13 protein-coding genes and 1 riboswitch are annotated in these 11,986 nt (G+C 71.0%); all 13 genes read left to right on the top strand.

Going from position 1 to position 11,986, the window contains the following annotated elements; all coding sequences use genetic code 11:
* The first annotated feature begins 23 nt into the window (after positions 1-23).
* The 13 genes from ACGGCP_RS16545 (at position 24) to ACGGCP_RS16485 (ending at position 11,986) form a co-directional block, all read left to right on the top strand.
* Positions 24-389, top strand: coding sequence for a GntR family transcriptional regulator (locus ACGGCP_RS16545; RefSeq protein WP_392966918.1), 366 nt, complete (start codon positions 24-26; stop codon positions 387-389).
* Complete coding sequence (locus tag ACGGCP_RS16540) at positions 386-1,261, top strand: ATP-binding cassette domain-containing protein (RefSeq protein WP_392966916.1); 876 nt, start codon at positions 386-388, stop codon at positions 1,259-1,261. The genes ACGGCP_RS16545 and ACGGCP_RS16540 overlap by 4 nt, the downstream gene beginning before the upstream one ends.
* 2 nt (positions 1,262-1,263) lie before the next feature.
* Positions 1,264-2,022, top strand: coding sequence for a hypothetical protein (locus ACGGCP_RS16535; RefSeq protein WP_392966914.1), 759 nt, complete (start codon positions 1,264-1,266; stop codon positions 2,020-2,022).
* A gap of 3 nt (positions 2,023-2,025) precedes the next feature.
* Entirely contained in the window at positions 2,026-2,706 is a 681-nt protein-coding gene (locus ACGGCP_RS16530) for a hypothetical protein (RefSeq protein ID WP_392966912.1), read from the top strand.
* Between the two features lie 2 nt (positions 2,707-2,708).
* Positions 2,709-3,434 carry a hypothetical protein gene (locus ACGGCP_RS16525; protein ID WP_392966910.1) on the top strand — a complete coding sequence of 242 codons (726 nt, stop codon included), beginning with the start codon at positions 2,709-2,711 and terminating at the stop codon, positions 3,432-3,434.
* A 246-nt stretch (positions 3,435-3,680) separates the two neighbouring features.
* A complete protein-coding gene (gene def, locus ACGGCP_RS16520) occupies positions 3,681-4,232 on the top strand; it encodes a peptide deformylase (RefSeq protein WP_392967286.1) in 552 nt (183 codons plus the stop codon).
* Positions 4,229-5,152, top strand: a complete 924-nt coding sequence (fmt, locus tag ACGGCP_RS16515; RefSeq protein WP_392966908.1) for a methionyl-tRNA formyltransferase — start codon at positions 4,229-4,231, stop codon at positions 5,150-5,152. The genes def and fmt overlap by 4 nt, the downstream gene beginning before the upstream one ends.
* Complete coding sequence (locus ACGGCP_RS16510) at positions 5,110-6,537, top strand: RsmB/NOP family class I SAM-dependent RNA methyltransferase (protein ID WP_392966906.1); 1,428 nt, start codon at positions 5,110-5,112, stop codon at positions 6,535-6,537. The genes fmt and ACGGCP_RS16510 overlap by 43 nt, the downstream gene beginning before the upstream one ends.
* A 171-nt stretch (positions 6,538-6,708) precedes the next feature.
* On the top strand, positions 6,709-8,079 hold the full coding sequence (locus tag ACGGCP_RS16505) for a glycoside hydrolase family 6 protein (RefSeq protein WP_392966904.1): 1,371 nt from the start codon (positions 6,709-6,711) through the stop codon (positions 8,077-8,079).
* A gap of 65 nt (positions 8,080-8,144) precedes the next feature.
* The gene (gene rpe, locus ACGGCP_RS16500; RefSeq protein ID WP_392966902.1) at positions 8,145-8,840 is read left to right on the top strand and encodes a ribulose-phosphate 3-epimerase; all 696 of its coding nucleotides are present in this window, start codon (positions 8,145-8,147) and stop codon (positions 8,838-8,840) included.
* 7 nt (positions 8,841-8,847) lie between these two features.
* Positions 8,848-9,837 (top strand): response regulator, encoded by a 990-nt coding sequence (locus tag ACGGCP_RS16495; protein ID WP_392966900.1) that lies wholly within the window; start codon positions 8,848-8,850, stop codon positions 9,835-9,837.
* Between the two features lie 81 nt (positions 9,838-9,918).
* Positions 9,919-10,061, top strand: a riboswitch (FMN riboswitch).
* Positions 10,062-10,151: 90 nt separating this feature from the next.
* Positions 10,152-10,739, top strand: coding sequence for a riboflavin synthase (locus ACGGCP_RS16490; RefSeq protein ID WP_392966898.1), 588 nt, complete (start codon positions 10,152-10,154; stop codon positions 10,737-10,739).
* Positions 10,739-11,986, top strand: a complete 1,248-nt coding sequence (locus ACGGCP_RS16485) for a bifunctional 3,4-dihydroxy-2-butanone-4-phosphate synthase/GTP cyclohydrolase II (protein WP_392966896.1) — start codon at positions 10,739-10,741, stop codon at positions 11,984-11,986. Before ACGGCP_RS16490 ends, ACGGCP_RS16485 begins: the two co-directional genes overlap by 1 nt.

Here is an 11,986-nt window from a genome sequence, read left to right as displayed (position 1 = left end):
CGCACTAGACCGAAGGAGGCGAGATGTTCGATGACGGCACACCGATCTATCGGCAGATCGCCGATCAGATCAAGGCCGAGATCATGAACGGCTCGCTCGAACCGGGAGGCAAGGTCATGTCGACCAACCAGTACGCCGCCTTCTACCAGATCAACCCGGCCACGGCGCAGAAGGCGTTCCGGGAACTGGTCGACGAGGGCGTCCTCTACAAGCAGCGCGGGGTCGGCATGTTCGTCGCCGACGACGCCCGCGAAAGGCTCGCCGCCGACTTCCGCGAGCGGTTCTTCGAACGCGTCCTGGCCCCGCTCGTCCAAGAGGCCCGCCAGGCCGGCATCTCTCTCACCGACATCATCGACTACCTCGAAGCCCAGAAAGGCGCCCGCACATGAGCTTCTCCGCGACACTCCGCGACGTCACGCTGAAGTACCGCGACACCGACGCGCTCGCCGACGTCAACCTCGAACTCGAGGCCGGCAAGATCTACGGCCTGCTTGGCCGCAACGGCGCCGGCAAGACCAGCCTCCTCAGCCTGCTGGCCGCCTTCCGCAAGCCCACCAGCGGCGAGATCCTTGTCGGCGGCGAACCGGTGTGGGAGAACGCGGCGATCGTCTCCCGCGTCGCCCTCATTCGCGAAGGCGGCGACTTCGACGACTCCGACACCGTCAAGGCCGCCATCGAGACCGGCCAGATCCGCCCCGGCTTCGACACCGCCTACGCCCACAAGCTCGCCGAGCGCTTCGAACTGCCGCTGAAGAAGCGGATCCGCGAGCTCTCCCGAGGCAAGCGCTCCGTCCTCGCGGCCGTCTGCGGCCTCGCCGCCCGCGCCGAGCTCACCATGTTCGACGAGGTCCACCTCGGCATGGACGCCCCCACCCGGGACGCGTTCTACAAGGAGCTCCTCGCCGAGTACATGGAGCGGCCCCACACCGTCATCCTCTCTACCCACCTCATCGACGAGGTCGCCAACTACCTCGAAGAGGTCATCATCGTCGACAGGGGACGCATCCTCCGCCACGAGGAGGTCGAGGTCTTCCAGGGCATGGGCGCCACCCTCACCGGCCCGGCCGCCGCCGTCGACGAGGTCGCCGCGGGCCTGGAGGTCCTCGCCGAACAGCAGCTCGGCGGCACCAAGAGCCTCACCGTCGCGGCCCTCGGACCCGGCGCGCGCGAACGCGCCGCCGCGGCCGGGCTCGAGATCGGCCCCGTCGGCCTCCAGGACCTCTTCATCCACCTCACCGAACCGAGCCGGAACGGAGCCTGACCATGCCTGACCTGCAGCACCTCTCACTCTCCAGCCGCCAGTACGCCTTCGGCGCCGGCATCGCCTGGGAGGGCCTGAAGTACTTCAAGTACTGGATCATCGCGGCCGTGATCATCGCCTTCCTCGGGCCGCTCGCGCTCTCCCGCTACAACGACATCGACCTCTCGACCTGGTTCTACACCGCCAACGTCGCCAAGTGGTTCACCGCGTTCGTCAGCGGCGGGTTTCTCTTCACCCTGGTGCCCAACATGATCGCGGCGGGCATGACCCGCCGTGAGCTCAGCGTCTCGATGGGCGTCTTCGGCGTCCTGTGGTCGGCGGCGATCGGCGCGATCGTCGTCGCCGGGCTCCTCGCCGAACGCGTCTACTACGACGCGATGGGCTGGACCCAGGGCGTCGACGCCAACGACACGGTCACCGCGATCGGCTCCTGGGGCGAGACCGCCGCGTTCGCCGCCCTCTACCCGCTCATGTACCTCGTCTACTTCGCCGCTGGAGCCGTCATCGGCGCCGCCTCCTACCGCTGGGAGAACACCGGCTGGCTGCTGCTCGTCCCGATCCTGCCGGTGGTCTTCAGCCTCGACAACGCGGTCGCCGACACCGAGCCGTTCGGCCCGGCCTGGGCGGGCGTGTTCACCCGGTTCATCGACGACTGGGGCCGCGCCCCCGTCCTCGTCGGGATCGTCCTCGCCGCTGCCGCCCTCGCGGTCGCCGCACACCGCATCCTCATCGACATCCCGCTCCGCGCAAAGAAGGCCTGAACCATGACCGCACTCGCGCACCGCCGCTACCGGTTCGGCTGGCGACTCTTCACCGGGGCCACCACCTGGCTCAAGTGGTGGCTCCTCGCCGGCATCGTCCTCGTCCCCGTGATCGCCGCGCTGTTCGCCGACGTCTTCGAAGTCGGACTCTGGTCGATCACCGCCGCAGTCCTGCAGTGGTTCGCCGCCGGCACCGCCGGGGTGATGCTCTTCGCCAACCTGCCCGTGTGGATCTCGCGCGGCTGCACCCGCCGCGAGATCACCGTCGCCTACCTCGTCTTCGGCGCCCTGAGCACGGTCGGCCTCGCCGCCTACCTCGTCGCCGGCTTCGCCGCCGAGCACGCCCTCATGGCCCTCGTCGACGAGCCGCCCTCCGGACTCGGCGAAGCCGTCGGCTCCGGCGTCCGCTACCTCGCCATCACGCCCATCTACTTCTTCGCGGGCACGCTCATCGCCGCACTCGCCACCCGCTTCAGCGGCGACAGCCGGTTCACCGCCGCCGCGCTCTTCGGCACCGGCGCGCTCTACGCCGCGACCCTCTACCTCGAGTTCAACGACGCCTGGTTCGACCCGGGCTGGTCCACGGTCGCCTCGGCCGCCGCCGGGCTCGCCCTCACCGCCGCCCTCATCGCCGCGACCGTCGCCGTACTGCGCGACGTCCCCGTCCGAGCAAAGCAGGCCTGACCATGACCCACGTTCTCGCCCAACGCAAGTACCGGTTCGCCGCAGTCCTCGCGATCGCGACCGCGCGGACCTTCGGCCTCGCCCTCGTCGCCGCCTTCATCGTCCTCGCCGTCGCCTCGGCGGCGATCCGGGCCGTCCAAGGCGGCGACTCCGAAATGGCCTACGGGGTCATCCAGGCGATCCCCGTCGCGATGATCGCCATCGGCTGGCTCCGCCTCGCCCGCGCCTACCCCGCCGCGATCACGAACGGCATGACCCGCAAGGAGTTCCTGACCGGCTTCGCGCTGTTCGGCGCCGCCACGGTCCTGGCCACGGCGGCTCTCACCCAGCTCGCGGTCCTCGCCCTCGACCTCTCCCCGTTCCAGGCCGAAGGCGTCCATGTCGGGTTCTACGGACTCACGCCCCTGGAATCGGCCGTCATCCCCATCCTCTACTTCGCGGTCGGCACCGCCACCGGAGCGGTCATGCTCAGGTTCGCGAACCGCTGGGTCGGCGCGGCCGTCTGCGCGGTCCTGGTCTCCGCCGTGTTCTACCGCCAGCTCGCCTACTACGCCGCGATGAACCTCTTCGGCCTGCAGAGCGGCGGCGAGGACGGCACGGTCTTCCAGTACCCCATGGTCGACCTCTACGCGCTCCTGCCCTACCTCGACCTCGTCGTCGCGCTCGCGTTCGCGCTCTTCGCCTGGGCACTCCTCGCCCGCGCCCCGATGCGGCCGAAGCAGGCCTGAACCATGGCACTCCTCAACGCCGACGTGCCGCTCCCCCTGGTCGTCCTCCTCCTGTGCGTCACCGCCAGCCTCGTCGCCGCGCTCATGCTCGCCGCCGAAAGAGCCGCCGAGTCCGGTGCCGCCGCGGTGCCGGGCCGGGCCCGGCGGCCCCGGCCCGCACCACACCCGCCGCCGACCGCTCACGCAGAGCCCCCGGCGGGTGGGACACTGGTGGACGGCCAGTACACGCATCGGAAGGTCAGCACATTGTCGATCCAGCCCATCCGCATCTTCGGCGACCCGGTCCTGCGCACCGCGGCCGAGGAAGTCGACACCTTCGACAAGGAACTGCGGGGCCTCGTGAAGGACCTGCTCGACACCATGCGCGACGAAGGCGGCGCCGGGCTCGCCGCCCCGCAGCTCGGGGTCAGCAAGCGCGTCTTCTCCTTCGACGTCGACGACGTCATCGGCCACATCGTCAACCCCGTCCTCGAATTCCCCGACGAAGAGGAGCAGGACGGCCCCGAAGGCTGCCTCTCCCTCCCCGGGCTCTACTTCGACACCGTGCGCCGCCAGAACGTCGTCGCCAAGGGCTTCAACGAATACGGCGACCCCCTCCAGATCGTCGGCACCGGCCTCATGGCCCGCTGCCTCCAGCACGAGACCGACCACCTCGACGGCATCATCTTCATCGACCGCCTCGACTCCGACCGCCGCAAGGCCGCGATGGCCGAGATCCAGTCCCAGGACTGGTACAACGAAGACGTCAAAGTCAAAGTCACCCCCCACGACTCCAAGGGTGTGTTCTTCAAACGATGAGGATCGTCTTCGCCGGGACCCCGGAGGTCGCACTGCCGACCCTCGCGGCCCTCCACGCGTCCGACCACGAACTCGCGGCCGTCCTGACCCGCCCCGACGCGCGCACCGGACGCGGCCGCAAGGTCTCCCGCTCGCCCGTCGCCGCCTGGGCCGACGAGCACGGCGTCGAAGTGCTCACCCCCGCGAAACCCCGCGAGCCCGAGTTCCTCGAGCGCCTGCGCGAACTCGACGCCGACCTCGTCCCCGTCGTCGCCTACGGCGCGCTCGTGCCGCCCGCAGCCCTGGAGATCCCGCGCCTCGGCTGGATCAACCTGCACTTCTCGCTCCTGCCCGCCTGGCGCGGCGCCGCCCCCGTGCAGCACGCCGTCCTCAACGGCGACCAGATGACCGGCGCGTGCGTCTTCCAGCTCGAAGCAGGCCTCGACACCGGCCCCGTCTACGGCCGCCTCACCGAACCCATCGAGCCCGCCGACACCTCCGGCGACCTCCTCGGCCGCCTCGCCCTCGCCGGCGCCCGCCTCACCGTCGACGTCGTCGACGCCCTCGAGGCGGGCACCATCTACGGCGAACCCCAGCCCGAGGACGGCGTCTCCTACGCCCCCAAGATCACCGTCGACGACGCCCGCGTCCGCTGGACCGACCCGGCCTTCGCCGTCGACCGCCGCATCCGCGCCGTCACCCCCGCCCCCGGGGCCTGGACCGAGTACGACGGTGAACGCCTGCGCCTCGGACCCGTCCGCCCCGACCCCGACGGCCCGCACCTCGCCCCCGGCCAGATCGCCCTCGCCAAGAAAACCGTCCACGTCGGCACGGCGACCGACCCGGTCCTCCTCGACCAGGTCCAGCCCGCCGGGAAGAAGCCCATGGACGCCGCCGCATGGGGCCGCGGCCTCCAGACCGAGAGCCCGGTGTTCGCATGAGCGACAAGAAGAGACGACGCAGCCCCCGCGTGAGCGGCGAGGAGAGCGACCGCCCGAAGGTGAACCCGCGCCGCGTCGCCTTCGACGCGATCAGCGCCGTCACCGCCGACAACGCCTACGCCAACCTCGTGCTCCCGCGCATGCTCGCCGAGACCGACAACACCGGCCGCGACGCCGCCCTCGCCACCGAGCTCACCTACGGCACGCTCCGCAGCCTCGGCACCCTCGAAGCGATCCTCGCCGCCGCCTCCGGCCGCGACGTGCGCCAGCTCCAGCAGGACCTCGTCGACGCCCTCTGCCTCGGCGCCTACCAGCTCCTGTACATGCGCATCCCCCCGCACGCGGCCGTCGCCACCACCGTCAGCCTCGTCAAGGCCGCCGTCTCGCCGCGCGTCTCCGGCCTCGCGAACGCCGTGCTGCGCAAGGTCGCCGCGAAGGACCTCGAGGAGTGGACCACCGAGCTCGCCACCGGCGACCGCCTCCACGACCTCTCCCTGCGCTACGCCCACCCGCAGTGGATCTCCGCCGAGTTCGAAGCCGTCGTCGGCCCCGACGAGCTGCCGCCCGCGCTGGCGGCCGACAACGTGGCCCCGCCGGTCCACCTGTGCGCCAAGCCCGGCCGCATCACCAAGGGCGACCTGTCGCGCGAGACGCGCGGCGGCGAGCACGGCCAGTGGTCCCCGTACGCGGTGTACCTGCCCAGCGGCGACCCCGGCCGGATCAGGGCCGTCGCCACCGGGCTCGCGCACGTCCAGGACGAGGGCAGCCAGCTCGTGGCCGTCCAGCTCGCCGAGACCCCGCTCGAAGGCGCCGACACGGCCTGGATCGACCTGTGCGCCGGACCGGGCGGCAAGACCGGACTCCTCGGCGCCCTTGCGGCGCAACGGGACGCGACCCTCGACGCCGTCGAGATCCAGCCGCACCGCGCCGAACTCGTCTCCAAGGCCGCGCGCGGCCTGCCCGTCACCGTCCACACCGGCGACGGCCGCACCTTCGGGAAGGCGAACTCCGCCGACCGGGTCCTCGTGGACGCCCCGTGCTCCGGCCTCGGCGCGCTGCGCCGCCGTCCGGAGGCCCGCTGGCGCAAGCAGCGCAGCGACATCGACGACCTCGTGCCGCTGCAGCGCGAACTGCTCGCCTCGGGCCTGCGCCTTGCCCGGCCGGGCGGGATCGTCGCGTACGTGACCTGCTCCCCGGTGATCGCCGAGACTGAAGAGGTCGTCGAGTCCGTGCTCAAGGCCGGGGGAGCGGAGCTCGTCCGTCCCGAGTGGCTGCACAAGAAGGTGCCCGGCTCCGCGCGCGGCGACTTCGCGCAGCTGTGGCCCCACCGCCACGGCACCGACGCGATGTTCCTTGCGCTGCTTCGCAAGACCGGCAACCGATAACACTCCAGCTCGCAGGCCTCCTCCCGCGTCCCGGTGCGAACCGGTCGCGGGAGGGGGCCTGATTTTTTCGGGTGGGGCAGCGAAACTCATCGATTTGGAAGCGCTACCATGCATAGATAGGGGTAAATATTTCCCCGGGTTGACCGGCACGACAGACCCAAGGAGCACCAGATGAAACGACGACAGCGCCTCGCGGCGATCGTCGCGGGAGCGGCCACCGCCGTTGCCGCCGCGCTCAGCGCGGGCCTCATGCTCAGCCCCACCGCGGGCGCGCAGGAGGACCCAGTCACCGCCCAGGCACAAGCACTGTGGACGAACCCGAACACGGGGGCCGCCCGCTGGGTCTCCCAGAACCCGAACGACTCGCGCGCGGCCATGATCCGCGACCGGATCGCCGAGACCCCCGCGGGCACCTGGTTCACCCAGTACAATCCGACCGGCGGGATCGCCGCGCAGGTCGCCGCCGTCGTCGACGGCGCGGCCGCTGCCGGGGCCGCCCCGACCATGGTCGTCTACGGCATCCCCAACCGCGACTGCGGCGGCCACTCCGGCGGCGGCGCGCCCGACCACGCCTCGTACCGCGGCTGGATCGACCAGATCGCCAACGAGATCGACGGGCCCGCGTACATCGTCATCGAGCCCGACGTGCTCGCGCAGGACTGCCACAACTCCTCCCAGCGCGCCGAGATCAACGCCTCGCTCGCCTACGCGGCGCAGAAGCTCAACGCCGCCGACCCGGCCGCGAAGGTCTACCTCGACGCCGGGAACTCGGCCTGGCTGACCGCCGCCGAAGCCGGAAGGCGCCTCCAGGCCGCGGGCATCCAGTACGCGGACGGCTTCGCGCTCAACGTCTCCAACTACCGCACCACCGACGAGGCCACCGCCTACGCGCAGCAGATCCGCGGCATCGTCGGGTCCGACAAGGGCGTGGTCATCGACACCAGCCGCAACGGCAACGGGCCGCTCAACCCGCCCAACCCCAACGACTGGTGCGACCCGCCCGGCCGCGCGATCGGCAAGTTCCCGACCACGTCGACCGGCGTCGCGGGCATCGACGCGTACCTGTGGGTCAAGCTCCCCGGCGAGGCCGACGGCTGCGCCGGATCGGCCGGCCAGTTCATCCCCGACCTGGCCTACCAGCTCGCCAACAACGCCGGCAGCGGCTGGCCCGGCCAGGTCGAGCCGACCGACCCGCCGACCACGCCGACCACCGGCCCGACGAGCCCGACCGCGAACCCCACCACCGGCGGACCCGGCGGGAGCTGCACCGTCCACATCGATGTCGTCAGCACCTGGAACGGCGGCTGGCAGGGCAAGGTCTCGATGACCGCCGCCCAGGCGGTCAACGGCTGGACCGTGAAGTGGACCTGGCCCTCGGGCCAGTCGGTCACGAGCAGCTGGAACGCCACGCTGACCACGTCCGGAGCCAACGTCACCGCCAAGGACGTCGGCTGGAACGCCTCCGTCGCGGCGGGCCAGACCAAGGAGCTGTTCGGCTTCGTCGCGTCCGGCTCACCGGCCGACATGGACGTCCCCTGCTGACCTGACATCACAAACGACACCCGGTGTCCGGCCTGCGTCGCGGTTTCGCGACCTACACTGTGCGTGTGGCACAGTTCCGAACGGCGCAGGCCGACACCGTCATCGCCCCGAGCCTCCTGGCGGCGGACTTCGCGCGCCTCGCCGAAGCGGCCGACTCGGTCGAGGGGGCCGTCGACTGGCTCCACGTGGACGTCATGGACAACCACTTCGTCCCCAACCTCACGCTCGGCCCGCCGATCGTGAAGTCCCTCAAGGCCGCCACGGACATCCCGCTCGACTGCCACCTCATGATCGAGGACCCCGACCGCTGGGCCCCCGGCTACGCCGAGCTCGGCGCCTACAACGTCACCTTCCACGCCGAGGCCGCCGGCGACCCCGTCCGGCTCGCGAAGGACTTGCGCGCTGCAGGCTCCAAGGCCGGGCTCGCGATCGACCGCGACACGCCCGTCGAGGACTACCTGGAGATCCTCCCGGCCTTCGACACGCTCCTCATCATGACGATCAAGGCCGGATTCGGCGGCCAGGCGTTCATGCCCGAGCTCCTCGCCAAGGTCCGCACCGCCCGCGCCCACGCCGACTCCGGTCACCTGGAGCTGCGCATCGAGGTCGACGGCGGCATCGCCGACGACACGATCGCCGCCGCCGCCGAGGCGGGCGCCGACGCGTTCGTCGCCGGCACCGCGATCTACGGCGCGGCCGACCCCGCCGACGCGGCCCGGCGCCTGCGCGCCCGCGCCGACGCGGCGCGATCATCCGGATGACACCACCATGCCCCCCGCCACCCCTGAACTGGTCCTCATCAGCGACGCCGACCCGGAGATCGCCGAATTCCTCGCGGCCCGGCTGAGGGCCGACGGCTTCGACACGGCCCTCGCCCGCGACGGCTACCAGGCGCTGGCCGGGATCGCGCTGCGCCGCCCCGGCATCGTCCTCCTCGAAGCGGACCTGCCGTTCATCGACGGCCTGGCGCTGACCCGCCAGCTCCGCGCCGACCCGGCCACCGCGAGCCTGCCGATCATCCTCCTGGGCGCGCAGCCCTCCTCGGCCGACAAGATCGCCGGGCTCAAGGCCGGGGCCGACGACTACATCGCCAAGCCCTTCGACCCCGCCGAGGTCTCGGCCCGCATCGACTCGGCGATCCGCCGCCACCGCGAGGTCCGCGAGTCCTCCCCGCTCACCGGCATGCCCGGCAACGACCGGATCCTGCGCGAACTCCAGTCCTGGATCAAGCGCGGCGACCCGTTCGCCTTGTGCTACATCGACATCGACCAGTTCAAGGCCGTCAACGACGTGTACGGGTTCGTGCGCGGCGACGAGTTCATCCGGGCGCTCGCCGAGTGCGTGTACGCCGCCGCCGGGGACGCCGGAGCCGCCCCGGTCTTCCTCGGCCACGTCGGCGGCGACGACTTCACGATCCTGTGCCTGCCCGAGCACGCCGAGGCCGTCACCGGGTTCCTCAACGACCACTTCGCGCGCCGCGTCCGCCAGCTGTGCGAGCCGCGCGACGTCGAGCGCGGCTACATCGAGCACGCCGACCGCACCTCCCGGCGCCTCACCCGCTCGCGCCTGCCCACGCTCTCCACCGGTGTCGCGCTCTCCACCGTCCGCCGCTTCGCCGACGCCTACGAGGCCGTCGCCGAGGCGACCACCCTCAAGAGCGTCGCGAAGTCCCACCCCGGCAACTACGTGGCCTTCCAGGAGGGCCGCGCGCCCGGCCGCACCAGCCGCCGTCCCGTCTTCTGGACGAACGAGCGCTGAGACGCTTCGTGGTCAGTAGGGTGCGTCACAGTAGGGACCGCGGCGGAATATCCCCGTGGCACAATTCCTTGTAGCAAACACGCGCGTCAGCGGGGTCGGTGAAATTCCGAGCCGGCGGTGAGCAGGCCAAGCCTGCGAGTCCGCGACCCGTCCGCATCCAGCGGACGGTTGACCTGGTGAGAATCCAGGACCGACGGTTAAAGTCCGGATGGGAGCAGACGCAACGCAGGAGGCCATTGACGGCCCCTGCGAGCTATTCCCTTGCCCCCGCCTGCGTACCGAACATTCGAGTCGCAAGGTAGGGAGATCCACACGTGTTCACCGGAATCGTCGAGGAACTCGGCGAAGTCGTCAAGGTCAGTGAAGCGTTCCTGGCCGTCCGCGGGCCCGTCGTCACCTCTGACGCCGCCCTCGGGGACTCCATCAGCGTCAACGGCGTCTGCCTCACCGTCGTGAGCGTCGAAGGCGATGTCTTCACCGCCGACGTCATGGAGGAGACCTACCGCCGCTCAGTCATCGGCAAGCTCGAGGTCGGCGACCGCGTCAACCTCGAACGCGCCGCCACCCTCACCACCCGCCTCGGCGGGCACCTCGTGCAGGGCCACGTCGACGGCGTCGCCGAGATCGTCAAGCGCACCCCGGCCGCCGAGTGGGAGGAAGTCACCTTCCGCCTCCCCGCGGGCCTGGCCAAGTACGTGGTCGAGAAGGGCTCCATCACCATCGACGGCACGTCCCTGACCGTGGCCTGGATCGAAGGCGACGATTTCAGCGTCGGCCTCATCCCCACCACGCTCGAAGCGACCACCTTGGGCCGCAAGCAGGTCGGCGACCCCGTCCACATCGAGACCGACGTCGTCGCCAAGCACGTCGAAAAACTCCTCCAGAGTGCTGGGAGCAAGTGATGAACGAGATCCGCCTGGACTCCATCGAAGACGCCGTCGCCGCGATCAAGGCGGGCAAGCCCGTCATCGTCGCCGACGACACCGACCGCGAGAACGAGGGCGACATCGTCTTCGCCGCCGAGGACGCCACCACCGAGCTCCTGGCGTTCACCGTGCGCTACACCGGCGGCTACATCTGCGTCGCGATGCCCTCGGCGACCGCCGACCGGCTCGACCTGCCCCCGGCCCACCACACCAACCAGGACTACAAGGGCACCGCGTTCGCCGTCTCCGTCGACGCCCGCAAGGGCGTCACCACCGGCATCTCGGCCGCCGACCGCGCCCAGACCATCCGGGTCCTCGCCGCGCCCGAGACCATCGCGACCGACCTCAACCGGCCCGGCCACGTCGTCCCGCTGCGCGCCAAGGACGGCGGCGTCCTCGTCCGCCGCGGCCACACCGAGGCCGCCGTGGACCTCACCCGCCTCGCCGGGAAGCAGCCGGTCGGCGCCATCTCCGAGATGGTGAACGACGACGGCTCGATGATGCGCCTGCCCGAGCTGCGCGCCTTCGCCGACCAGCACAACCTCGTCCTCATCACCGTCGCCGACCTCGCCGAGTGGCGCCAGCGCAACGAGGTCCACGTCAAGCGCCTCGCCGAGGCCCGCCTCCCGCTGGAGGCCGGGCAGTTCACCGCGATCGGCTACCGCGCCGTCTTCGACGGCAACGAGCACGTCGCGCTCGTCAAGGGCGACATCGGGAACGGCGAGGACGTGCTCGTCCGCGTCCACTCCGAGTGCCTCACCGGCGACGCCTTCGGGTCGCTGCGCTGCGACTGCGGCCCCCAGCTGCAGGCCGCGCTGCGCGCCGTCGAGGCCGAGGGCCGCGGCGTCGTGCTCTACATGCGCGGCCACGAGGGCCGCGGCATCGGCCTGGTCCACAAGCTCCAGGCCTACCAGCTGCAGGACCAGGGCCGCGACACCGTGGACGCGAACCTCGAACTGGGCCTGCCCGCCGACGCCCGCGACTGGGCCATCGGCGCGCAGATCCTCGAGGACCTCGGCATCAAGTCGATGCGGCTGCTCACCAACAACCCGGACAAGCGCGCCGGGATCGAGGGCCACGGCCTGGAGGTCATCGACCGGGTCGCCCTGCCGACCTACGCCACGCCCGACAACCTCGCCTACCTGACCACCAAGCGCGACCGCATGGGCCACCTGCTCTCGGACCTGCCCGCGCCCGTCCTCGCAATGGAAGAGGTCGCTTAG

Source organism: Glycomyces sp. NPDC048151, from assembly GCF_043202775.1.
GTDB lineage: Bacteria > Actinomycetota > Actinomycetes > Mycobacteriales > Micromonosporaceae > Glycomyces.
Note: the sequence above shows the minus strand (reverse complement) of the source record. Positions and strands in the feature narration are given on the sequence as shown.